The organism is Methanobrevibacter millerae, from assembly GCF_900103415.1.
Lineage (GTDB): Archaea > Methanobacteriota > Methanobacteria > Methanobacteriales > Methanobacteriaceae > Methanocatella > Methanocatella millerae.
In genome coordinates, this window is record NZ_FMXB01000019.1 from 20,332 (window position 1) to 42,757 (window position 22,426).

General features: G+C 37.7%; 22 protein-coding genes. 16 read left to right on the plus strand and 6 right to left on the minus strand.

Going from position 1 to position 22,426, the window contains the following annotated elements; translation table 11 throughout:
- Window positions 1-12 precede the first annotated feature (12 nt).
- The 4 genes from F3G70_RS09830 to F3G70_RS09845 all read left to right on the plus strand — a co-directional run bounded on the left by F3G70_RS09830 (window position 13) and on the right by F3G70_RS09845 (window position 3,909).
- On the plus strand, window positions 13-1,041 hold the full coding sequence (locus F3G70_RS09830; protein WP_149732530.1) for a molybdopterin-dependent oxidoreductase: 1,029 nt from the start codon (window positions 13-15) through the stop codon (window positions 1,039-1,041).
- Between the two features lie 8 nt (window positions 1,042-1,049).
- Window positions 1,050-2,195, plus strand: coding sequence for a Coenzyme F420 hydrogenase/dehydrogenase, beta subunit C-terminal domain (locus F3G70_RS09835; protein WP_188118153.1), 1,146 nt, complete (start codon window positions 1,050-1,052; stop codon window positions 2,193-2,195).
- A 9-nt stretch (window positions 2,196-2,204) separates the two neighbouring features.
- Entirely contained in the window at window positions 2,205-2,609 is a 405-nt protein-coding gene (locus F3G70_RS09840; RefSeq protein WP_149732532.1) for a hydrogenase iron-sulfur subunit, read from the plus strand.
- Between the two features lie 478 nt (window positions 2,610-3,087).
- Entirely contained in the window at window positions 3,088-3,909 is an 822-nt protein-coding gene (locus F3G70_RS09845) for a nicotianamine synthase family protein (protein WP_149732533.1), read from the plus strand.
- Between the two features lie 2 nt (window positions 3,910-3,911).
- Here the strand turns inward: F3G70_RS09845 and F3G70_RS09850 are convergent, their stop codons facing one another.
- Window positions 3,912-4,556, minus strand: coding sequence for a hypothetical protein (locus F3G70_RS09850; RefSeq protein WP_149732534.1), 645 nt, complete (start codon window positions 4,554-4,556; stop codon window positions 3,912-3,914).
- A gap of 57 nt (window positions 4,557-4,613) precedes the next feature.
- Here F3G70_RS09850 and F3G70_RS09855 point away from each other — a divergent pair, with 57 nt between their 5' ends.
- Complete coding sequence (locus F3G70_RS09855; RefSeq protein WP_149732535.1) at window positions 4,614-5,402, plus strand: ADP-ribosylglycohydrolase family protein; 789 nt, start codon at window positions 4,614-4,616, stop codon at window positions 5,400-5,402.
- A 540-nt stretch (window positions 5,403-5,942) separates the two neighbouring features.
- Here the strand turns inward: F3G70_RS09855 and F3G70_RS09860 are convergent.
- Entirely contained in the window at window positions 5,943-6,728 is a 786-nt protein-coding gene (locus tag F3G70_RS09860; protein ID WP_149732536.1) for a TrmB family transcriptional regulator, read from the minus strand.
- A gap of 120 nt (window positions 6,729-6,848) precedes the next feature.
- On the opposite strand from F3G70_RS09860, the gene hcp reads away from it, so the two are divergent.
- Together hcp and F3G70_RS09870 are read left to right on the plus strand one after the other, a co-directional pair.
- A complete protein-coding gene (gene hcp, locus F3G70_RS09865; RefSeq protein WP_223166069.1) occupies window positions 6,849-8,156 on the plus strand; it encodes a hydroxylamine reductase in 1,308 nt (435 codons plus the stop codon).
- Between the two features lie 5 nt (window positions 8,157-8,161).
- On the plus strand, window positions 8,162-8,491 hold the full coding sequence (locus F3G70_RS09870; protein WP_149732537.1) for a cupin domain-containing protein: 330 nt from the start codon (window positions 8,162-8,164) through the stop codon (window positions 8,489-8,491).
- A gap of 132 nt (window positions 8,492-8,623) precedes the next feature.
- Here F3G70_RS09870 and F3G70_RS09875 read toward each other — a convergent pair whose 3' ends face one another.
- Both F3G70_RS09875 and F3G70_RS09880 read right to left on the minus strand, forming a co-directional pair.
- Entirely contained in the window at window positions 8,624-9,445 is an 822-nt protein-coding gene (locus F3G70_RS09875; RefSeq protein ID WP_149732538.1) for a class I SAM-dependent methyltransferase, read from the minus strand.
- Window positions 9,429-10,457 (minus strand): aldo/keto reductase, encoded by a 1,029-nt coding sequence (locus tag F3G70_RS09880; protein ID WP_149732539.1) that lies wholly within the window; start codon window positions 10,455-10,457, stop codon window positions 9,429-9,431. Before F3G70_RS09880 ends, F3G70_RS09875 begins: the two co-directional genes overlap by 17 nt.
- Before the next feature lie 98 nt (window positions 10,458-10,555).
- Between F3G70_RS09880 and F3G70_RS09885 the strand changes: the two genes are divergently transcribed.
- Window positions 10,556-11,083, plus strand: coding sequence for a macro domain-containing protein (locus F3G70_RS09885; RefSeq protein ID WP_149732540.1), 528 nt, complete (start codon window positions 10,556-10,558; stop codon window positions 11,081-11,083).
- Here the strand turns inward: F3G70_RS09885 and F3G70_RS09890 are convergent, their stop codons facing one another.
- On the minus strand, window positions 11,084-12,088 hold the full coding sequence (locus F3G70_RS09890; protein WP_149732541.1) for a tetratricopeptide repeat protein: 1,005 nt from the start codon (window positions 12,086-12,088) through the stop codon (window positions 11,084-11,086). It abuts the gene before it with no gap.
- Window positions 12,089-12,292: 204 nt separating this feature from the next.
- On the opposite strand from F3G70_RS09890, the gene F3G70_RS09895 reads away from it, so the two are divergent.
- On the plus strand, window positions 12,293-13,963 hold the full coding sequence (locus F3G70_RS09895; protein ID WP_149732542.1) for a glutamate--tRNA ligase: 1,671 nt from the start codon (window positions 12,293-12,295) through the stop codon (window positions 13,961-13,963).
- A gap of 8 nt (window positions 13,964-13,971) precedes the next feature.
- The gene (locus F3G70_RS09900) at window positions 13,972-14,436 is read left to right on the plus strand and encodes a hypothetical protein (RefSeq protein ID WP_149732543.1); all 465 of its coding nucleotides are present in this window, start codon (window positions 13,972-13,974) and stop codon (window positions 14,434-14,436) included.
- Window positions 14,437-14,447: 11 nt separating this feature from the next.
- On the opposite strand, the gene F3G70_RS09905 is transcribed toward F3G70_RS09900, so the two are convergent.
- Window positions 14,448-16,190 (minus strand): ATPase, encoded by a 1,743-nt coding sequence (locus F3G70_RS09905; RefSeq protein WP_149732544.1) that lies wholly within the window; start codon window positions 16,188-16,190, stop codon window positions 14,448-14,450.
- Window positions 16,191-16,427: 237 nt separating this feature from the next.
- Between F3G70_RS09905 and F3G70_RS09910 the strand changes: the two genes are divergently transcribed.
- The 6 genes from F3G70_RS09910 to F3G70_RS09935 all read left to right on the plus strand — a co-directional run bounded on the left by F3G70_RS09910 (window position 16,428) and on the right by F3G70_RS09935 (window position 22,109).
- Entirely contained in the window at window positions 16,428-17,663 is a 1,236-nt protein-coding gene (locus tag F3G70_RS09910) for an LL-diaminopimelate aminotransferase (protein WP_149732545.1), read from the plus strand.
- 10 nt (window positions 17,664-17,673) lie between these two features.
- Window positions 17,674-18,363, plus strand: coding sequence for a DUF6882 domain-containing protein (locus F3G70_RS09915; RefSeq protein ID WP_149732546.1), 690 nt, complete (start codon window positions 17,674-17,676; stop codon window positions 18,361-18,363).
- Window positions 18,364-18,368: 5 nt separating this feature from the next.
- The gene (locus F3G70_RS09920) at window positions 18,369-18,965 is read left to right on the plus strand and encodes a DUF6891 domain-containing protein (protein ID WP_149732547.1); all 597 of its coding nucleotides are present in this window, start codon (window positions 18,369-18,371) and stop codon (window positions 18,963-18,965) included.
- On the plus strand, window positions 18,955-19,539 hold the full coding sequence (locus tag F3G70_RS09925) for a hypothetical protein (protein ID WP_149732548.1): 585 nt from the start codon (window positions 18,955-18,957) through the stop codon (window positions 19,537-19,539). Before F3G70_RS09920 ends, F3G70_RS09925 begins: the two co-directional genes overlap by 11 nt.
- A 112-nt stretch (window positions 19,540-19,651) precedes the next feature.
- Window positions 19,652-20,674, plus strand: coding sequence for an adenylosuccinate synthetase (locus tag F3G70_RS09930; protein WP_149732549.1), 1,023 nt, complete (start codon window positions 19,652-19,654; stop codon window positions 20,672-20,674).
- A gap of 250 nt (window positions 20,675-20,924) precedes the next feature.
- The gene (locus F3G70_RS09935) at window positions 20,925-22,109 is read left to right on the plus strand and encodes an AAA family ATPase (RefSeq protein ID WP_149732550.1); all 1,185 of its coding nucleotides are present in this window, start codon (window positions 20,925-20,927) and stop codon (window positions 22,107-22,109) included.
- The last annotated feature ends 317 nt before the right edge of the window (window positions 22,110-22,426 follow it).

The window sequence follows — 22,426 nt, forward strand, 5'->3', positions numbered from 1 at the left end:
TGGTGATGTATTATGGTAGAAATTAAACACACGTTATGCCCATCATGCAGTGTTGGTTGTGGTATTAATGTGATTTTGGATAATGACTCTGTTGTTGGAACTTTTCCATACAAAAGACACCCTGTAAACGAGGGAAAAAATTGTGCCAATGGAAGAACTTCCATTGAAAATTGTGAAAATAAGATTAGTGAAGCTACTATCTCAAACGGAAGTGTTGATTTAGAAAAAGCTATTGCTGAAGTTTCTAAAGAAATCGGTGCAAAAGATAATGTTACTGTTATCTTATCCGGATATAACAGTTTAAAAGAAGCAGAAGCAATTAAAGCATTCAGCGATGAAAAAGGTTTCAATTTAGCATTCTATGCTAACGATTTAGGAAACTTCGATGAAGTTGCTTCTTACGATGACATCGAACAGGCAAGTTCTCTTTTAGTAATCGGAGATGTCCTATATGACAATCCGTTAATCGGAAGAAGAATCGTTCACGCCATGAAAAACGGTGCAAAAATATTCTCCAATATTAAAGCTGAAACCTCTGTAACCGCTAACGTTTCCGATGAAACAAGCTCAGCACCAGTTCAAGAATTTTTAGACGCTTATAAAGATCAGTTAGACGATTCATCTGTAATTGTATTCAATACTGTCGACAGTGAGGAGGATTTAGAAGCAATCAAAGGATTAGGTTCTAAAGTATTGGCAGTATACAGCAAACCAAATACCAAAGGTATTTTAGGCATTGCAGATTCCATTTCAAAAGAAGAAATGGTTGAATTGTTTGATAATACAGATGTTTTATTAGTATTTAATGAGGATATTGTTGACGAATTCGATTATAATTTCAAATCAATATCAAAAGTAATCAGTTTTTCCTCATTTGAAAATAACACAACAGAAATTGCAGACATTGTTGTTCCTGTAAAATCCTGGTTGGAATGTGAAGATGCATTTGTAAATTCCATGGGTGACGCTCAAAACTTCGTTCCTGTAATGGAATCTGAGGAATTAAGTATTGTTGATGTTATTGAAAAAATTAAAGGTTAGTTGGTGTGATTTTTATGAGTTATGTTTTAGCTAAATCTAAATATGAAGACATTGCAAAAGCCGGTGAATGCGGTGGAGCAGTAACTAGTATTTTCAAATATTTGTTAGATGAAGGTATTGTAGATGGTGTTTTAGCTTTACGTCCTTGCGATGATGTCTATGACGGAATTCCAACTTTCATTACAAATTCTGAAGATTTAATCGGAACCGCAGGTTCCTATCACTGTGCTCCAACAATGGTTGGAGACTTGATTCAAAAATATTATGCTGATAAGAAAGTGGCTGTTTCAGTAAAGCCATGTGATATCAGATCAGTTGATGAACTTATCAAAAGGCATAAAATCAATCCTGACAACATTTTCACTGTCGGTTTGAACTGTGGAGGTACAGTATCTCCTATTCAGGCCAGAAAAATGATTGATTTATACTATGAAGCAGACCCCGATGATGTCATTTCAGAAGAAATCGACAAAGGTCAATTCATCATTGAACTTGCAGACGGCGGCGAAGAAGCTGTTAAAATCCATGACTTGGAAGAAAACGGATACGGCCGTCGTAAAAACTGTCAAAGATGTGACGTTAAAATCCCAAGAAGAGCAAATATCGCTTGTGGAAACTGGGGTGCAGAAGACGGATGGACATTCATTGAAATCAACGATGAAAAAGGTCAGGAATTAATTGACGGTGCTAAAAAAGGCGGATTCATCGAAACCAAGAATCCTGCTGATGCAGCAGTTGAAGGAAGGGCAAAAGTTGAAAAAATCATGATTAAAATGGCTAAAAACAATCAGAAAGCAACTTATCCAGCTGTCAGCGAAAGCGATGAATGGAGCAGATGTATCAGTTGCTACGCTTGCCGTGACATTTGTCCAATCTGCTGGTGTTACAAAAACTGTGAACTCAACAAGCCTTACTTCAAGGATGAGGGCAGCATACCTCCAAGCCCAATCGCTTTCCAGGGTGTAAGATTGTCCCACATGAGTTTCAGTTGCGTTGACTGCGGTCAGTGTGATGACGTATGTCCAATGGATATCCCGGTATCATTGATTTTTGATAAATTGCAGAAGAAATATTGTGATAGAACTGGTTATGTAGCTGGAGTTACAACAGATAGTAAACCTCCGTTATACAGTCCAGATAAAGTAGAATTATGAGGTGGTTTCATGTCTGATGATTTAAAAATTGTAGGTTTATTATGTAATTGGTGTTGTTACGGAGGTGCAGATACTGCAGGAACCGCACGTATGCAATATCCATCTAATGTTAGAATCATTCGTGTTATGTGTTCTGGAAGAATCAATCCTTCAATGATTTTCAAAGCATTTGAAGAAGGTGCTGACGGAGTATTTGTAGGAGGTTGCCACATCGGTGACTGCCACTATGACGCTGGTAACTACAAATGGTCCAGAAGATCCAAAATCGTGGAAGATATTCTTGAAGAGTTCGGAATCGAAAAGGAAAGGTTCCGCCATGAATGGATTTCCGCTTCAGAAGGAGAAAAATTCCAAAGAACAATGACTGAATTCCATAAAACTCTCTCAAAATTAGGTCCATTAGAATTGAAATAGAGTCATATAATCAGCCATAGGCAGTAAATAGCTATTCATTAGCTATTTACTATCACTTATTAATTGTCTTTCTAAGATTAGTGAGTTGAATTACTAATGTTAGAAAGATAATTAAAATAGAAAATGTTTTGGTTATTTTTCGATAATTATCTTAATATTGATAAATTCATCATTGGCCGAGCAGTATTGATTGTTGGCATAACCAGTTAGTATTGCTTAATTTTTTCCATCAATGTTAGATAATTAAAAAAAGAAATTTATATAAAAAAATATGTAGGTTTCTTTCCCTGTCTACAATAGCTATTAAAGCAAATCTCGACTCCTCAAGTCTTTAATAGCTATTATTTATATAAATTTTTTCTGTTTTTTTATGATACTACTTTTAAAACTAGTTTTTTCTTAATAAAAATCATTTTAATGGTATTAACTTAGTTAACTTTAATATATATTAAGTATATATGAATAGTTAGTGATTAAAATGAGTTGTTATAAATACTGGGGTAAACTCGAAGAGATTGCCGATAAGTTATCTTCATATGGTGATTTGGAGAAATACGGCGATTCCGCACTTGATGATGTAAATATAGATGAAATCATTGAGATACTCGATGACGTAGAAATAATTGCCCACGACAGGACAATAGATTTCGACTCCGCAAAACACATTCTCGATGACGAAAAGATGAATAAGGCATTGAAATTAATCAGAAAATTCTATGTCTATGTCGGAGCAAGGCTTGAAACTGAAAATGCGTTAAAGATTTTGGAATCCGATAATCCTACAGAAACCCTTGATTCCTTCCATTTCTATGACAGATATATTGGATTGATAGAAAACGAAAGCCAGCTTGCAAGATTCAACGATGAAAAGACATTTGTATTTCTGGGAAGCGGACCTCTTCCGTTAACGCTGATCATGTTCAACAAGGTATTCGGATGCAAATGTATCGGAATAGAACAGGAAGAGTCAGTGGCTGACCTTTCAAGGAAGGTACTGAAAAGATTAGACCTTGAGGATGAAATTGAAATCATTGTAGGCAATGAAAAAGTAATAGAAGGTCTGGATTATGACATCCTAATGGTTGCAGCGCTTGCAGAGCCAAAGGACAGGGTTTTTGCAAACATCTGGGAATATGTGGATGAAAACACTCCGGTCATATACAGGACTTACACTGGTATGCGTGCAATCCTTTATTCTCCTGTCCTTGATAAGGATACGAGAGGATTCCATAAGGAAGTTATGGTATTGCCTACAGGAAACACAAACAATACCTCCGTTCTCATAAGGAAAATCGTTTAATTTTAAGTTTGATTGGTACTAGGCTGAGGCTTGCTGTTGCTGTCGCTGCTTGAGCTACTTGAGCTGCTTGGACTGCTGCTTTGTGAAGATGGTGTGTTCTTGCTGTAGTCCTGAGGGTAATAGCTTCCATCATAGCCTGTGTCTTCAACAAATCCGATATCTTCTGCCTCTTCTGTAGTGTTGGTATCATTTGCAATATCGGTTGTTTTTGGATTTTTGAACTTTAAGGAAGCGGAAACTCTTTTCAGCAGATCCAAATCGCTTGATGAGATTATTAACCCGTCACCTGTAGCGCTGTTTTCAATGAATGTTGAATATATGCCGGTTGAGCTGTCATAATAGATATTGTCTTCCTTTTTTTCGCAATTTTTAGTCAGATTTGAAAAAAGCTCCTGGATTTCGCTGTTGTTGGAGTTCTTCTCATGTGTGATGTTGAGGCTGTGAGTTTCAAAGGAATAAAGCTTAATGCCATCATTGAGATTCTGTACGGTGTTGTTGTCAACTGGAACTTCAACAGTGCAGCTGTCACTTATTCTAAGAGTATTTAAACTTTCGGGCTGTGAATTTACTAACATATAAGCCGTTAAACATGCAACAACTGCCAGAACGACAATTATTGCTATGATTAATAATTGTTTTTTCTTCATGTTTATTTGTTTATTTTTCAACATATTTAAATGAATGATTATTACAAAGTTATTAATATGAAAGGTATAATTGGTGCTATATGCGGGGATGTCATCGGCTCAAGCCATGAATTCCATCCCATAAAAGAAAAAGATTTTTTGTTGTTCGATAAACATTCCTCATTCACCGATGACACGGTAATGACGCTGGCTATCGCATCATGGTTAGTTAAGGATAAAACTTCTATTGAGGTATTAATTAGACAAATCAAGATGTTCGGTCGAAGCTATCCTGGCGCCGGTTACGGAGGCATGTTCAGAAATTGGCTTCGCCAGAAGAATCCCGAAGCCTACGGAAGCTGGGCAAACGGCTCCGCAATGAGGGTAAGTCCATGTGCATGGGTGGCTGAATCATTGGAAGAAGCTCAAAAACTGGCTGAAATGTCTGCAGCCGTAACCCATAACCATCCCGAAGGAATCAAAGGGGCACTGGCCACTTCAGATGCGATTTATCTGGCAAGAACTGGTTTTACAAAGGATGAGATTAAAGAGCATGTTGAAGATAATTACGGTTACGATTTAAGCCGCACCGTCGATGAGATAAGGCCGGATTACAGGTTTGACGTATCCTGCAAGGGTTCCGTTCCCGAATCAATAATCTGCTTTTTGGAAGCTAGGGACTTTGAGGATACCGCTAGAAACGCCGTTTCACTGGGCGGCGATGCGGATACCCAGGCGGCCATTGCAGGAAGCATAGCCTCAGCATATTGGGATGTTCCTCCTGAAATTTCTGCAAGGGGATTGATATGTCTTGATCCGAATCTTTTGGAACATTTTATCAGATTCGAGGAATTTTACAAAAAGTAGATGGGGCTTAAAAAAAGCCCCATGTGTTTTTTTCCTTTAACTTGCTTAAGTTCAATGGAGTATCATTCACAATCGGTAATGCTTTAAGGGGAGGATGCAAGTTAAAGGGTGGGATGCATGTGTTTGTACGTATGTCTTTGATGAGTGATTTAAAGCATTACCTTAGGATTTTTTCTTACTTTCACTAAAAAAATTTGGCAATAATTTTATTGCCATATTATACTTAGTTCTTTAAACTATTTAAGACTTGTTATTTTGACTCAGACAATATAACCTCCTTAGAGCAATTTTCTAAAAAGAAGGTAATATTCAAAAAGCCGGTAACTTCCTTTTTAGAATATTACAAAAAGTCGGTAAAATCGAATTTAAACCGTTTTTACTCGCTCTTTATAATATTTACCTAGGAAATAACTGCCTAATTTATATATTATGAAGCATATACTATTGTTAGAGGTTAATCTCTTTAAAGAGCCATTAGTCAAAATAATTTGGATCATTGATTCATTGATTTTTTTTGTTGTGATAGTTGTTTCGGAGAGTTTATTTTCTTTTGACTTTTGGCTTTTTACTTATTTTTTTCAGCTGATTTTCAAAGCGCTCATCGTAATTTCTTGAAATGTCCTCGTACTGATTCCAGATTCCGATGGCAGTCGTCGGTATAACGTTTCTTTTGTCATCTGAAAATTTGGTATAGGTGTGAAACATCTCCTTGGAATCTGCTATTATCATTTTAACGAAGGGAATGTCTGCCCTGTATATTTCCATTCCGTTTTCCTTAAAGAATTCGACGATTTCGAACTTTTCGTCGTTAATGTAGCATGTTGGGGATGCCAGAATCTTCACTTCCAGATTTTTACGTTTTTTAAACTCCTTTAAAAGGATTTCAGCTTCATTTTCAAAAAGAAATCCTATTCTCATGTTGATTTTCTTTTTTGACCTTTGGATTATTTCGATTTCCTTGTTGATGATTTTTTCAACTCCGTAAATCCTCCAGATTGGTGCCTGCACCTGACTGATTCCGTTTTCATAGACGCTGGTCAGCCTAGTTATGGAATCTTCAATTTGAGCATCTATCTTTTCTTTTTCCCTGCTCAGCACTTCCACGGGAGATTTTGCGGTATATACAAGAGGCCTTCCGTCCTCGATTTCAATGAAATTCTTTTCGTTCAGCTTCTTCAAAACATCATATATTTTGCTTCGAGGAATCTTCGATTTTTCGGACACTTCGACTGCCGAAGCTGATATTAATGAGGTCAGCGTTACATATGCTTGAGCTTCATACATGGTAAGCCCAATCCCTTTCAGTAAATATACATCATCATTCATGTTTTAGTATCTTTATTTCATTCTATATATATTTACTACTTTTAACCCTTGAATAGTGACAAAATCTTTAAATACATCTGATATTAAACTATAATTATACAATCATTCGAGGTAATTAAAATGGCAAACGAGAGTTTAGATATGTTCTGTTATCAATGTTCCCAGACCGCTCATGGTACTGGATGTACTGTAAGCGGAGTCTGCGGTAAAAAACCTACTGTAGCAAGATTGCAAGATAATCTTATATTTACCATGAAAGGTATAAGCGCATACAACTACAACGCTAACGTTTTAGGTAAAAAGAACCCTGAAATCGATGAATTTTTAACCAAAGGACTATACACTACATTAACCAACGTTAACTTTGATGTAAACGATTTGGTTGCTTTGGCTTTGGAAGCGGGTAAGGTAAGCGTTGACGTAATGAGACTTCTTAAGGACGCACACATCGAAGCCTACGGCGAACCTCAGCCTGTAGAAGTGAAAGTCGGCGCACAGGAAGGACCGGCCATTATCGTAACCGGCCACGACATGAAGGCATTGGAAGAGCTGTTGAAACAGGTTGAAGGAACCGACATCAAGGTCTACACCCACTCCGAAATGCTTCCGGCACACGGATACCCTGGATTAAACAAGTACGAAAACCTCGCTGGACAGCTGGGTGGAGCATGGCACGATCAGAGAATGACCTTCAAGAAATACAATGCAGCAATCGTTGGAACCAGTAACTGTGTACTTCCTGCAATGGACTCCTATAAGGAAAGGATGTTCACAATGGACGTAGCCAAACTTGAAGGGGTAAAGACAGTGGACGATTACGACTTCTCAGAAGTTATCGAATGCGCAAAATCCCTTGGATCTTTAGAACCTGAAGAACTGACTACGATTACCACAGGCTGGAGCGCAGGAGCTATCGTTGAACACGCAGAAAAAATCAAGGAACTGGTATTGGACGGTAAGATTTCCAGATTCTTCGTTGTCGGCGGATGTGACAAGGCAGCAAAACACAACGACTACTACAGGGAATTTGTACAGAACTTACCTGAAGACACCGTTATCTTAACGTTGGCCTGCGGAAAATACAAGTTCAACGATTTGGATTTGGGAGACATCGAAGGAATACCAAGGCTCCTGGATGTCGGACAGTGCAATGACACAATCGTTGCAGTTGACGTGGCACTTGCATTATGCGATCTCTTTGAAATGGAATTGAACGAATTGCCGTTAACAATCGTATTGAGCTGGATGGAGCAGAAGGCTGCAGCAGTGCTCTGGGCTTTACTCTACCTTGGAAAAACCGACATGTGGATTGGACCTGTTCTTCCAGCATGGTGCAATGAAGACATCATTAACGTTTTGGTTGAAAACTACAACCTGACTCCGATAACTGGCGATGCAATAGCCGATATTAAGACAATAATGGGGTGAGATTAATGAGCGAAGATATCAAGGCAAAAGCTTTGGATATCCAAAATCTGGTTGAATATCAGGATGATACAGTCGTAAGCCGTGAAGTCATCAAAAAAGAGCTTGGAACGGTCACCTTCTTTGCCTTTGACAAGGGCCAAGGATTATCAGAGCATTCAGCTCCTTTTGACGCAATGGTTCAAATCATTGACGGCGAAGCTGAAATCACAATTTCAGGCGTCAAAAATACTGTTAAAAAAGGTGAAATCATTATCATGCCTGCAAATGAACCTCACGCTCTTCAGGCAGTAAACAGTCCGTATAAAATGATTTTAACCATGATTAAATCCAACTGATTAGAATTCAGTACGTTGCCGGGGACTATTAGCCCTGGCGATTAATCTTTTTTTTTTAAATTCAGCATTTAATTTCACATTTTACTTTAAAATTTTAATATTTGGTATGGAATTTCCATTTTCTGCAAATTTTCAATCTTTTCTCCACCAAATCAGTATCCAGTCTGCCTTGTCCTTTTTGTTGTACAGTTTTCCGGTTTCCGGATTTTCGCTAAGGATTTCTGACAGGTATTGCCTTAACTTGTCCTTTTCATCATCGCTCAGCAAGTCAAGACGGAATTTGCCGTTGTCCATTGCCTCTTCAATCGTATCGTATTCCCTGAAGGCCTTAATGTCCAGTCTCTCAACGTTTGCATAGATTCCCATATTGAAAAGGATATTGAAGAGGTAGTTATGCCCTGGAAAATGCTTGTTTTCACGGCCGATGTATTCATTGAACTCGCCTTCTATTTTCCAGTTTTCAGGGCCGAACAATGTAATGAAGACGTATTTGCGGGCAATCCTGTTGATTTCAGCCAGAGTTTCCTTAATCGGTATTATTCCGTTAAGTGATCTTGAGGCCAAAACTACGTCATGAGGACCGACTTCATCATATGTTATGTCTTCAAGGGGTTTTAAAATTGTTTCAACGTTATCTATGCCTTCATCATCTGCCCTTTCGTTTAAAAGCTCAAGCATTTTCACTGATGAGTCAACTCCAGTTACCTTCCTGACCTTTCTGGCCAAGGGAAGCGTTATTGAACCTTCGCCGCAGCCCAAATCAAGAACGCTGTCGTTTTCATCCAATATCAATTTGGAGAATAACAACTCGTGATAATCATCCTTTTTAGCTCTTTTTTTAAAGCCGGCAGCTGCCTTGTCCCAGTCTTTTCCTCTGTCCTTTTTCGCTTCGAGTTCGCTTGCCCAGAATTCGTCCCATTTCACTTCATTCGGATTTTCAATGCACTGTTTCATTTCTTACACCTTTCGTTTTTCCGTTCAATACATTCTGATAGTCTTCATAGTTTTCCTTAAGCAGGCGGGGAATCTCCAATTCGTATGGGCATTTCTCAACGCATTCATAGCATTCCACGCAGTCAAGGGTCTTGTTTAATATTTCATGATATTCTTCGGTCAGGTATGGCTCTGCCGGAAATCTCCTAATCCACAGGCTCATTCTGGCGCACATGCTGATGTTAATCTCTTCGGGACATGGCATGCAGTATGCGCATCCCCTGCAGAAGTCATCTCCAAGTTCCTTTTTGTCCTTTTCGATGGCTTCTTTCAGTTCATCGTCCAGAACGGTCGTTTCATCATATGAAAGGAATTCATCAAGCTCTTCCATCTTCTGGATTCCCCAAATAGGAAGGACATTATCGAACTGATTCATGAATGCATAGGATGCCTTTGAATTTGTTATCAATCCTCCACCCATTCCTTTCATTGCCAGAAATCCGACATCAAGCTCTTTGCATCTGTTTACAAGGTTGATTTCACTTTCACCGCTCAGATAGGAAAATGGGTATTGCAAGGTTTCATAGAGTCCGGATTCAATTGCTTCATGGGCATGGGTAATCTTATGGGTTGTAATGCCGATGTGTCTTATTAATCCATCCTCTTTTGCCTGAAACATTGCTTTATACAAGTCATCATCCTCTTTCGGACAGAATGATAGATTGTGGAATTGATATAAATCAAGATAATCCGTTTTCATGCTTTTAAGTGATGTTTCAAGCTGATTCCAGAATTCCTCCACTTCCTCGGCTGCTCCCTTGCTTGCAAGGTATATGTCTTCACGCACGTCCTCAAAGGCCGCACCCAGCTTGGCTTCGCTGTCGGTGTAGAAATGTGCAGTATCATAGAAATCTATTCCGTTTTCATATGCATGGCGCAGAATTTCAACCGAATCGGCCATGTTTCTTCTCTGTATTGGCAGCGCACCAAAACCGTTCTTGTTAACTTCCAGATTTGTCTTTCCAAGCCTCATTTTAAAATCCCTCAGTGTTTTTATTAATCAAATATTTTTCCCTAAAAATATATCTCTTTTTAATATATAATATATTAATTAAGATAATGGTGGTTTTGATGAAAAGCAGTATTGAAGTAAAACAGGTTAATATAGTGGATTTGGATGTTGATGCTGTTGTAAATGCAGCAAACAGTCAGCTTCTTGAAGGGGGCGGTGTATGCGGTGCGATATTTCGAAAAGCCGGATCAGCTGAACTTGCAATGGCATGCTCTGAAATCGGAGGATGTGAAACCGGAAATGCGGTAATCACTCCGGGATTCAATCTTTCATCCAAATACGTTATCCATGCGGTCGGTCCCGTCTGGCAGGGAGGAAACAGCAATGAGGTGGAGCTTCTCTACAGCGCCTATAAAAATTCCCTGAAATTGGCTAAGGAAAACGATTGCACTTCAATAGCTTTTCCTCTGATTTCATCAGGAATTTACGGATATCCGAAAAAGGCTGCATGGAAAATAGCCATTAGCTCATGCAGCGACTTCATTAATGACAATCCAGACTATTCAATTAATATAATCTTTGCGGTATTGAGCGAGGAGTCTTTAAAACTCGGCGAAAGCACAATTGAGATGATTTTCGCAAAATAATTAATACCCGTTCATTTTTAAGATTATATACAGTATGAAAATAACGATTAATGCGTAAATGGCATGTCTTGCTGAGAGGAATCTCGTTTTCCTGAATTCCTTATCCTTGACATCACCGCTTTTTAAAATCCTTTCCTTTTCAAATGAGCATTTCTGATAAATGGCTTCCAGGTCTTTCGGAAGTCTTCCGTGCTCATTCAGCATGTTGATTGTTTTGTTCAGGTATTTGATGGCTTCCTTGTCGTTGCCGAGCTTCACGCAGCAGAAAGCGGCCTTGTAGTTGAAGTTTGTAACGAGTTCCAAATCTTCCTGTGCACGCTGTTCATAGCTTATGCAGTTCTTGTAATTTTTGAGGGCTTCGGAATATTCCTTAAGCTCGTATAAGGCATCACCTTTTGCGTTGAATGCGATTATTGTCTCTTCGCTTTCAATGGATCTCTCCAGATATTTTAAAGCCTCATTGTTCTGACCGTTTTTTTGAAGCATGGAACCTTTGTATAGAATAAGCTTTTCGTCTTCGCCATAGCGGCTTTCATAATCGGTGAGGTTTTTAAGGGCTTCATCATATCTTTTGGCCTGGATTAACAGTTCGATTTTGCCCATCTTCACTTCCTTTTTGGAAATGCGGGGCTTTTCTATCGGCGAATATGACTTGTACTTTTCTTCTGCCTTGTCCATGTACTCAAGGGCTTCGTCAATGTGGTTCTTGTTGAATCTTGACATTGCCTTGTCGCAGAGAACGTTAATGGAGCGAGGTTGTTTGGTTAAGTATTCATCAAAATACTTTTCGCCGTAATCTCCATCGTCGTGAGTCTCATCAAAATACTGATAATACATTCCCTTTTCTTCAAGGGCAAGCAGATAATCTTTTTCAATCAATAAATCCAATATTTTCAAATAGGATTCAACGTCATCTTTCCCGTGTCTTTTTTTAGCTAATCTTAGAGCTTCGTCATAATTTTCTTCTTCAATGTACACTTTTGCAGTTTCAATAGCATCGCTCATTTGCATCGACCATTATAATTTATTAAAACTCCAATTTTTTAATAACTACTCTTAATTTACTATATTCTTCAAGTTATATTATCTTTTTCATGATTTTTGAAAAACATTAAGTATATCCTAATTTAAATATAATACCTAGAAAATGGAGTGTTTCAATTACTCCAATTACTTGTTTTCAATTAAAATTTAAACTGTGATGATTAAATGAATGATTTAGAAGAAATTGTATATAAGCATGCCTTGCTTAATGCGGCCAAGCATAAGGGAAATGCAAATCCCGGTGCCGTTATGGGTTCAATAATGGCAAACGAGCCGGAACTGAGAAGCAGGGCAAAGGAAATCGGACCTCTTTCAGGAAAAATAGTAGCTCAGGTAAACGCTATGTCTGCAGAAGAGCAGGCAAGCGAAATGGAAAAGCTGGGCGTTGAAGTTCAGGACAAAAAGCCCAAGGCAAAAGAGGCAGGCCTGCAGGAACTTCCGGGAACTCATGAAAACATAGTTCTTCGTTTCGCTCCAAATCCAAGCGGACCTCTGCATATCGGACACACTAGAGCTGCCGTTCCAAATGCAGAATATGTAAAAAGGCATGACGGCAAACTGATATTGAGAATTGAGGATACCGATCCGAAAAGGGTTTATGAAGACGCTTATGAAATGATTCCTGAGGATTTAAAGTGGCTTGGAATCAATCCTGATGAAATCGTTTTCCAGTCAGACCGGTTCGAAATCTATTACGATTATGCACGCCAATTGATTGAGAAGGGCGCAGCTTACATGTGTACCTGTGACGGCGCTGACTTCAAGGAGCTTAAGGATAACTGCAAGGCATGTCCGTGCAGGGACAATTCCGTTGAGGAAAACCTTGAATTATGGGATAAGTTCGATACTATGGAAGCCGGTGAGGCTGTCTTAAGGGTTAAAACAGATATCAATCACAAGAACCCTGCAATCCGTGACTGGGTGGCTATGAGAATAGTTGAGGAAACCCATCCGAGACTGGGCAACAAATACAGGATTTATCCTATGATGAACTTCTCCGTAGCGGTGGATGACCATCTGATGGGAATGACTCACGTTTTAAGGGGAAAGGACCATCTGGCAAACAGCGAAAAGCAGAAATACCTCTACGACCACATGGGATGGGATTTGCCTGAGTTCATTCATTACGGCAGGCTTAAAATGGAGGACATCGCATTGAGTACCTCAAAGGCTCTTGCAGGAATCGAGGATGGCACCTACAGCGGATGGGACGATCCAAGGCTCGGAACATTAAGAGCCATTGCAAGGCGTGGAATAAGGCCTGAAGCCATTTACAATCTCATAACAGAAATAGGCGTTAAGATGGCCGATTCAGCAATCAGCTGGAAGAAAATCTACGGATTGAACCGTAATTTATTGGAACCTATAGCAAACCGTTATTTCTTTGTTGAAGACCCTCAGCTAATCGAGGTTGAAGGTTATGCGGACGGCGAGATTGTAATCGAAAGGCCGCTTCATGCAGACCATCTCGACAGGGGAAACAGGCTCCTTCCGTTTGCAGGCAGTGCTTATCTTGCAAAATCAGACATTGCAGACGGCGTATTCAGGCTGATGGATGCAATTAATGTGGACATTTCAGGAGATAAGGTAACTTACAATTCAACTTCCTTTGAAGATGCAAGGGATCTGAAGGCCAGAATCATCCAGTGGGTGCCTTATGATGATAATGTCAACGTTACTATTGTAATGGATGACGCATCACTTAAAAAAGGCCTCGGCGAGTCAGCATTAAAAGATCTGGAAGTTGGAGACGTTGTACAGTTCGAAAGGGTCGGTTTTGCACGTTTGGATGAAGTAACGGATGATGAGCTGATATTCTACTTTGCCCACAAATAGGTGTTTAAATGACCCTGTTTACAAACGGATACGTCACTTTAAAAACGCCTGAAGGCTTTGATGTGATTCCCAACAAGGGAGATTTCGTTGAGTTGTCACTGGTAAATCCCAATATACCTATGACAATCAAGTTTTCGTTAGCTCCCACCTTAACGGGTCTTGTTGAGATTAAGGATGCGATGGAGACGACTTTGGGCTCAACTCCTAATATAAATATAATAATTTCCGATTTTTTAGCAATCAATGATGATATCTACTATATGCTGGTATCATCCATTGAAAGCGCTGATAATGAAATCCGCCGCAATGAATTCATGTACGTTGAAGATGATAATCTATATTCTTTTGAATTCGTATATCCCTATGCGGATGCGGAACTGGACGATTTTTACTTGAATATAATAAGATCTTTAAAAATAAGCAGGGCTAAATACGTTTTATGTGATGGCGGCTATGAAATAAATGAAAAATAAAAGATATATTTTTAATATATCTTTTTAATGTCGCTTGGCTTGATTGTAATGTCCTGCCTTCTGTATTTTACTTTGATGTCATCACCGTTAATGGAGTACACTTTGCTTGAATAGGTATCTCCTTCGTGGTTAAAGATAATTTCATCGCCTTTTCTTAAGACTTCCTCATTGTTGTTAATCAATACCTTGAGGCTTGACTTTTCAGGAATTGCCTTTGGAGTAGGAATAGGTTCGCTTTCAAGGATGTTGTCGATTGAAGCGCTGCTTTTTGCATTTTCAAATACTCTTCTGGTATTTTCCTGTCTTATTTCGTCTTCTTCAGGTTCCACATAATCCTCGTGGGTTTCGTTGATTATAGGAGCATAATCGTCATAGTCATCATAGAATTCATTGGCTTCGTCGGTGTATGAGTTGACGTTTCTGATGAAGTCCTCATTCAATGAATCCAGTTCATCGTCGCTGCTTTCAGGAGCCAGCTTTTGACGAATATCCTTGACGATGCCTGAATTTTTAATGGAATTGGTGAATTTGGCAAGGTCTTTTCTGTAATCCAGATCGCTTAACTCGCCGTTTTCATCTTCAAATAAGTTGGATGAATCGATTGAAGCTCCGAACTCGTAATCCTCATCCGCACCTGAAAGAATACTTACGCTGTCCTCTTCAACTTTGGTTGGAGATTTAAGGGTAGGAGTCTTGATTTCCTCGCTTTCAGGGATTGCATCCTTGATGCTTTCGGTTTTTTCTTCAGGAACTTCCTCTTTGAAAATTTCAGGCTTTTCTTCTGGAACTGATTCTTCGACACTTTCTGCTTTTTCTTCAGGTACGCTTTCCTCTTTAACGTCAAGGGTTTCCTGAACGGTTGTATCTTCGCTTTCCTTTTTGATGACAGCGTCGGTTATTGAATTTGTTTCTGAAATTTCAGTGATTTCCTCTTCAGCTTCATTGCTTGCTGAATCGATGGCTTCATCAATGTCCTTTTGTGAAGCTACGGCTTGTGAAGGAACGTCCTCATTGTCTGAGGCTTTGATTGCTTCAGCAATTTCATGCATCTTTTCAATGCTGCTTCTGATGTCTTCGATGTCTCTGATTTCATCGTCCTTTTTGGCAGCTTCCTGATTCTTTTTGATGCTTTCTTTAATGTCTGAATTGTCATCTTCCTCTTTTCTGATGGTTTGGGATTCCTTTTCCCTTTCGTCATCTTTTCTTTTTGATTCCTTAATCAGTTCATCGATTGTAAACAAGTCTTTAAGCTCATGCTTGCTTTCGCTTGTTTTGGTATAGCTGACATCGGAATTTTTATCTTCATTATTATTTTTATTCATAATATCTCTCTGGGTTTCGGTTATTGGTTCTTGGAACTTTTGAACGTTATCTTCATAATTAATTAAAACTTGATTTTGGGATGAATAACTAATGTTTCTATTCATATTGTTATTTCTGTTCGTCTCAGGAACAATATATGGGTCAAATTGGGTATTTGCACGTGTGCCTTCCTTTCTAAGGGTGATTTCAGGTTCATTCTGTCTTGCGAAATAATCGGAAACCGGATTTTTTGGCTTGGTGTTGTTATTAATTTTGCTGCTGTTTTTCTTTTCCTGCTCGGAAATCATTTCCTGCAGGGGATTTTGAGTTGTAATGTTTGTAAAGTCCTCTTTTTCATCATCCTTATCTCTGTAATATAGTTTGACAGCTATCACAGCGATTATACCAACAATGGCAATAATTGCCCAGATTAACAATATAGTTTCGTTCATTTCATCCACTTCTTATAAATTAATTAAGTTTATAGTATATATTATTTATTACAAATTCTTTGATATAAAGTTTTATATTGTTTTTAAAAAAGACTTAATCTGACTTCATTTTTCTGAAATGCTTCAGTGAAAAGATTTTTTTCAATTTAAAGCATTCTTTTTTAAACAATTCATTTTATATATTTTGAAAATGATATAATATAATAGTAAATATTATTCTATATTAGAGGTTTAATTATGGTTGTTAAAATTAATGAAAACTATCTTAAATTGAAAAGCAGCTATCTTTTTGTTGAAGTTGCTAGAAGAGAAGCTGAATTCGTTGAAGCAAATCCTGACGCTGATGTAATTAAAATGGGCATAGGCGACGTTACCAAGCCATTGGTTCCTGCAGTAGTTGAAGCGTTCCAAAATGCAGTTGAGGAAATGGCCGATGCAGACACCTTCAGGGGATACGGTCCGGAACAGGGTTATGACTTTTTGGCTGAAGCCATCATTAAAAACGATTTTGAGCCATATGGAGTTTCCCTTGACGTCGGTGAGGTATTCATCAGTGACGGCGCAAAATGTGATACCGGAAACATTCAGGAGATTTTTGGCCTGGACAATAAGATAGCCGTAACCGATCCTGTCTACACTGTTTACGTTGATACAAATGTCATGGCCGGAAGAACCGGCGAAATGGGTGATGACGGAATGTATGAAGGATTGACCTATCTCAAATGCAATTCCGAAAACGATTTCGTTCCTGAATTGCCTTCAGAACCTGTAGACATTATTTACTTATGTTATCCTAACAATCCGACAGGTACCACCCTGACAAAAGATCAGCTTAAGGTATTTGTCGACTATGCAAAGGAAAACAAGGCAATCATATTGTTCGATGCCGCTTATGAAGTATTTATCAATGAGGAAAACGTTCCTCACACAATCTATGAAATCGAAGGAGCCCGTGAAGTGGCCATTGAATTCAGAAGCTTTTCCAAAACCGCAGGATTTACCGGAACCCGTTGCGCATACACTGTCGTTCCAAAAGAACTGATTGCATGGGACAGTCAGGGCAATGAAGTTGAAGTAAATCCATTATGGAACAGAAGGCAGACCACCAAGTTCAACGGTGTATCCTATCCTGTACAGAGGGCAGCCGAAGCAACCTACTCAGAAGAGGGTAAAGCTCAAATCAAGGAAGTCGTTGACTATTATATGGAAAACGCAAAGGTCATTAGGGAAAGCCTGACAGATTTGGGTCTTGAAGTCCGTGGAGGAATCAGCTCCCCTTACATCTGGGTAAAAACGCCTAACGGAATGGATTCCTGGGATTTCTTTGACATTCTTTTAAAAGAAGCCAACGTTGTCGGAACTCCTGGTTCAGGATTCGGACCAAGCGGACAGGGCTATTTAAGACTTACAGCATTTAACACTTTGGAAAATACCAAAGAAGCAATGGACAGAATTTCAAAATTAGAATTTTAGGTGATTTGATTTGAAAACTATTGAAGAACCTGTTGTTATCCGTGAAGGAGACTCATTTAAAATGGTCTTATCCAAATACGGTGCGCTTGCTTTGGACAAGCAGGAAAACCTCTCAGAACTCATTGGAGATACCGAAGGCACTTTGGATTTGGACAACGGTACTGTGGTCTTTGGGGACGTCTCCCTTCCGATTCAGGTCCTCGGATTCTATCGCGAAGACCTCCACCAGTGGTCCTGGGCATGGGACAGCGAGGAAATCTTCGGAGCAGATTTGATTAAGGCCGCAGCCGAAATGAGGCAGGCAGGAATCGATGCAGGAATTCCGGAATATTCTTCTCCTATAATACAGGCGGATTTCAACGCATGCCACACATTGGCGATGACTACCGTTGCGATTCTGGACATGGATGCATATTATGCTGTCAGCGAAGAGGGACTTGACATATTTGTAGCCATTGAAGCCGGAAATCTCGAGGAAAACAACAGCGTTGAGAAGTTCAAGGACACTTTCTACACCTTCCAGAAGAATTTCGGCGTCTACGGAAGAATTGCATTGGATTCCTACGCAAAGCTCAAGGGATATAGTGTAAATAAGCATGATGATTTTGATGTTGTCTATATAGGTGAAAGCCGTATCATCATAGGATATACCGAAAGGGGCAATGTAAAGTCAATTCAGATGCTTTTAGAAGAGGATTGATTATCATGAATCAGGATTTGGTTAATGAAGTAAATGATTTGATTGATTTATTGGCTAAATCCGGATTTTTCTCATCCGATGAGATTCTGGAAATCCTTGAAGACCAGTTTATCGAAGAGGAAATTGACTTTTCCGGGTACGATATATCTTCAAACGATTTCAACAACCATAACTTTTCTCTTTTAGAGGAATGCTTTAAAGGTTTGGCTTTAAAATCAATCATCGGTGTTCATAACTGCGGTTATGATTTCGAAGAAGGCGTTGAGGACATATTCGAATTATATGTTCATTTATTTAATAATAAATATGCTGTGGAGGGCTTTTGCTTTTACACCTTTGAGGATGTGGAGGATGCCATTGAAAGCGAGGTCTTGAGAATAACCTTCGGGGACTTTCAAAGGGATGAAAGCAAGTCTTTAAAAATCGGTAAAACGGTTTATGGGTCTTTGTCCGGTGCAGGTTTCGATTTGAACTGGAATGAAAGTGTAAACGATCCGATAAAAATCGTAAATTTCCAATGGGATAAGAAGTATGATGAGAATAAAGAATATGAAATTGAAGGAGCTTATGATTTGTTTGTAGGTGTTATAGATGAAAAGTGATTCATTAAGATTAATAGAAGACGTTTGCAGCAATTATACCAAGCTGTCATTCATTGAGATTTCTGAAGATTCTATCTATCTGGATTTCATTGATGTGGAGCTGGGTGTTCCGAAAAGCGACAGGGATTTGTCCTTAACCATGAGATTCGGCAAAAACCCCTTCATTACGGTCTTTTATGATAACATCTGGGATATTGAATTTCTGTCTCATTTTGACTATAAAAATCATTATCTTAGAGAAGACATGCTTTTGGAGCTTCGCAAAATCAAATTTATTGATTTTGAATATTTGAATACCTTCTTTCACAATTATTCCCGTCAAAAGGATTATTCCATGGATAAGGAATATGATGTTCACAATATCCGCTCAGATTTCTTCTGTCTGCTTGAATTCAACGACATAGCTATTGTAGTGGGTGGAAATCAGATTGATTTCTTTACTCCTTATGAAAGGCTTAATGACAAGCTTTTAAGGGATTTGTCCAACGATTGGATGATGTACTATCTGAAGTATCATCAGAAAAGGAATATCATAAAGGACCCTATGTGTGAAAACCATCCTTTCAACAGATAGCCGTCTTTTTTTTGGTAATCTTAGAAAAACTTTTTTAATTATTAAAAACAAAATATTATTGTTATGGAATTTTATTTTCATTTTCACATATTAATTATTTAGGAGTTATTAAATGACTTGTAGTATTTTAGTCGGTGGAGCATGGGGAGATGAAGGTAAGGGAAAATGTATCACTTACCTCTGTGACAATGACAAACCATCCATTATAGCTCGTGCAGGCGTAGGTCCTAATGCAGGACATTCTGTAGAGTTCAATGGTGAAAAATACGGTTTAAGATTAACCCCATCCGGATTTGTACATACGGGTGCTAAACTCATGATCGGGGCTGGAGTTTTAGTTAATCCTGATGTACTTTATAAAGAATTTGATGATTTAGCAAAATATAACGTAAAGGAAAGGATGACGATAGATCCTAGATGTGCAATAATTACCGAAGAGCATATGAAAAGAGATCAGGCTTCCGAATATCTGTCTAAAAAAATCGGAAGTACCGGTTCAGGCTGCGGACCTGCAAACTCAGACAGGGTTTTAAGAACCATCGGGCTTGCAAAAGATGTCCCTGAACTTGAAGAATACATTGGTGACGTTTCAGTATCAATAAATGAAGCCATTGACGAAGGCGAAGATGTCTTCATTGAAGGATCCCAGGGATTCGCGCTATCCCTTTATTACGGCTCATATCCATATGTAACCAGTAAGGATACGACCGCATCAACATTCGCCGCTGATGTGGGTGTCGGACCGACCAAAGTGGATGAGGTAATCAACGTATTCAAATCCTACATTTCCCGTGTCGGGGAAGGACCTTTCCCTACTGAAATGACACAGGAAGAAGCTGAAAGCAAAGGCCTGGAAGAATATGGTGTTGTAACCGGACGTAGAAGAAGAATCGGTTACTTTGACATGGATTTGGCTAAGGAATCCTGCAGAATCAACGGGGCTACACAAATAGCATTGACCTGCGTTGATAAATTATATCCTGACTGTGCAAGAACACAGGACATCAATGATTTATCTGCTGAAACCAAGGCGTTCATTGAAGATATTCAGTCACAAACTGGCGTTCCTGTCACTATCATTTCAACCGGTCCTGATTTAAAGGATACTATTGATTTAAGAAAAGAATTATTATAATATTGGCTCATAACTACATTATGGGCTTTATTTTACTATTTTTTTAACATTTTTTGTGAATTTTAGTTTGGTTCGTTTTTGGCGAACTGGAGTTTTTGTTTGTGAGTTTTAGTTTGGTTCGTTTTTGGCGAACTGGAGTTTTTGTTTGTGAGTTTTGGACAGGTTCGTTAAAAGTATATTTGTCCATTATAAAAAAACTTATATTATATTAATGTTAAATATATTATTATATATAAAAATGGTGTTTTAAATGAATTCTCTTCCAGTAGTCATACCTAAAGATATAAATAAATATTTTTTTAATAGAAAAAAAGAAATTAGCCAGATAAATGCAAATTTGTCCTTGTTGGATATGGATGTTGCGAATCAATTTTTAATAACTGGTTATAGGGGCGTTGGTAAAACTTTTTTACTTAAAAAAATTTTAAATGATCAGCCTGATAAATATTTAACTGCTTACATTGATTTATCAAAGATTTATGGTGCTCAAAAAGGAGAATTAACAGAAGAAAAAGTTATTAAAGAAATTTTAGATAAAATCAATGAGACCATTAATAAAGATGAAAAATTATATGATAATATTAAAAGTCACATTACTAATTTCATTAATCAATTAAAACTGAAAAATTATGATTTAAGCAATATTAAGTTGACTCATATAGAATTACCTGAAATTAAGGATAATTATTTAAAATTAAGTAAATTCACAATGGAACTTCCTCAATTAATTGTTGATTCTTCACCAGATATCAAAGGATTTATAATTGTAATTGATGAATTTCAATTATTAAAATCATTGAAAAAACCTGATGCATTTTTCTGGTTAATAAGAAGTTACTCTCAAGAACAATTCAATGTAAGCTATATATTTACGGGTTCAGTATCGCAAACAGGTGAAATAATCAATATGATTAATGGTCAAAATGGTGCTTTTGGAGGTAGAATGTTACAATTCAATATAGATCCATTTACAAAAGATCAAACTAAACGATACTTGAATGAAAGATTATCTAGTTTAAAATTCACTGATGGTGGATTTGAAAGGTTTTATTCCTGTACTAGAGGTATTCCAGCATATATTAATAGTTTAGCTTCAATTTTACCTTCTAATATAGAATGTGATGAAGAAATAATTAAGGAAACACTTCTTTTAAATGTTGACCAAATTGTAATTATGTGGTTGTATGTTTGGGGAAGTTTAACTTCTATTGAAAAAGAAATGATAATTTTCATGGTTGAAAATGAACATGTCAATTGGTCTTTACTTGCCCGTGAATTGAACTATTCAAAATCAACAATAACAAAATATGTTGATTCACTTTTAAATAAAGGAATAATAGAACATACATTCAACAAAGAATATGTTCTATCGGATAAGATGCTTAAAACCTGGTTAGAAATTAAATATGAAAATGATGGCATTTATCCTGCATAATTTTTATATTATGGGGTTTCATTCCTATTTTTTTTGAAATTCCTTTATTTAATTTTTAATTAAAAGTAAACTCTTGGGAATAGTAATTTTCACTTCTTTTTTTTGATGGTAATTTCTTTTTTGATGATATTTTTTTTGGATTAACTGTTCACTCTTTCATGCTGATTTTCCTATAGCTTTAAAAAGCATTGTTTTTCGAATTTTTATAATATGATTTGTATTCAATTTTTCATGTTATTTTTAAAATTAATTCATTTTTTACTGTTAATTTTTTGATATTAAATTATATATATAATAAAATTGCAATATATATAATA

Bases quoted from the DNA above. Each gene is read 5' to 3' on its own strand.
- F3G70_RS09870 (WP_149732537.1), top strand. From the start codon at position 8,162: ATGAGCGAAGATATCAAGGCAAAAGCTTTGGATATCCAAAATCTGGTT.
- F3G70_RS09900 (WP_149732543.1), top strand. From the start codon at position 13,972: ATGACCCTGTTTACAAACGGATACGTCACTTTAAAAACGCCTGAAGGC.
- F3G70_RS09830 (WP_149732530.1), top strand. From the start codon at position 13: ATGGTAGAAATTAAACACACGTTATGCCCATCATGCAGTGTTGGTTGT.
- F3G70_RS09845 (WP_149732533.1), top strand. From the start codon at position 3,088: ATGAGTTGTTATAAATACTGGGGTAAACTCGAAGAGATTGCCGATAAG.
- F3G70_RS09935 (WP_149732550.1), top strand. From the start codon at position 20,925: ATGAATTCTCTTCCAGTAGTCATACCTAAAGATATAAATAAATATTTT.
- F3G70_RS09925 (WP_149732548.1), top strand. From the start codon at position 18,955: ATGAAAAGTGATTCATTAAGATTAATAGAAGACGTTTGCAGCAATTAT.
- F3G70_RS09860 (WP_149732536.1), bottom strand. From the start codon at position 6,728: ATGAATGATGATGTATATTTACTGAAAGGGATTGGGCTTACCATGTAT.
- F3G70_RS09910 (WP_149732545.1), top strand. From the start codon at position 16,428: ATGGTTGTTAAAATTAATGAAAACTATCTTAAATTGAAAAGCAGCTAT.
- F3G70_RS09905 (WP_149732544.1), bottom strand. From the start codon at position 16,190: ATGAACGAAACTATATTGTTAATCTGGGCAATTATTGCCATTGTTGGT.
- F3G70_RS09875 (WP_149732538.1), bottom strand. From the start codon at position 9,445: ATGAAACAGTGCATTGAAAATCCGAATGAAGTGAAATGGGACGAATTC.
- hcp (WP_223166069.1), top strand. From the start codon at position 6,849: ATGGCAAACGAGAGTTTAGATATGTTCTGTTATCAATGTTCCCAGACC.
- F3G70_RS09920 (WP_149732547.1), top strand. From the start codon at position 18,369: ATGAATCAGGATTTGGTTAATGAAGTAAATGATTTGATTGATTTATTG.
- F3G70_RS09840 (WP_149732532.1), top strand. From the start codon at position 2,205: ATGTCTGATGATTTAAAAATTGTAGGTTTATTATGTAATTGGTGTTGT.
- F3G70_RS09930 (WP_149732549.1), top strand. From the start codon at position 19,652: ATGACTTGTAGTATTTTAGTCGGTGGAGCATGGGGAGATGAAGGTAAG.
- F3G70_RS09850 (WP_149732534.1), bottom strand. From the start codon at position 4,556: ATGAAGAAAAAACAATTATTAATCATAGCAATAATTGTCGTTCTGGCA.
- F3G70_RS09880 (WP_149732539.1), bottom strand. From the start codon at position 10,457: ATGAGGCTTGGAAAGACAAATCTGGAAGTTAACAAGAACGGTTTTGGT.
- F3G70_RS09890 (WP_149732541.1), bottom strand. From the start codon at position 12,088: ATGAGCGATGCTATTGAAACTGCAAAAGTGTACATTGAAGAAGAAAAT.
- F3G70_RS09885 (WP_149732540.1), top strand. From the start codon at position 10,556: ATGAAAAGCAGTATTGAAGTAAAACAGGTTAATATAGTGGATTTGGAT.
- F3G70_RS09895 (WP_149732542.1), top strand. From the start codon at position 12,293: ATGAATGATTTAGAAGAAATTGTATATAAGCATGCCTTGCTTAATGCG.
- F3G70_RS09855 (WP_149732535.1), top strand. From the start codon at position 4,614: ATGAAAGGTATAATTGGTGCTATATGCGGGGATGTCATCGGCTCAAGC.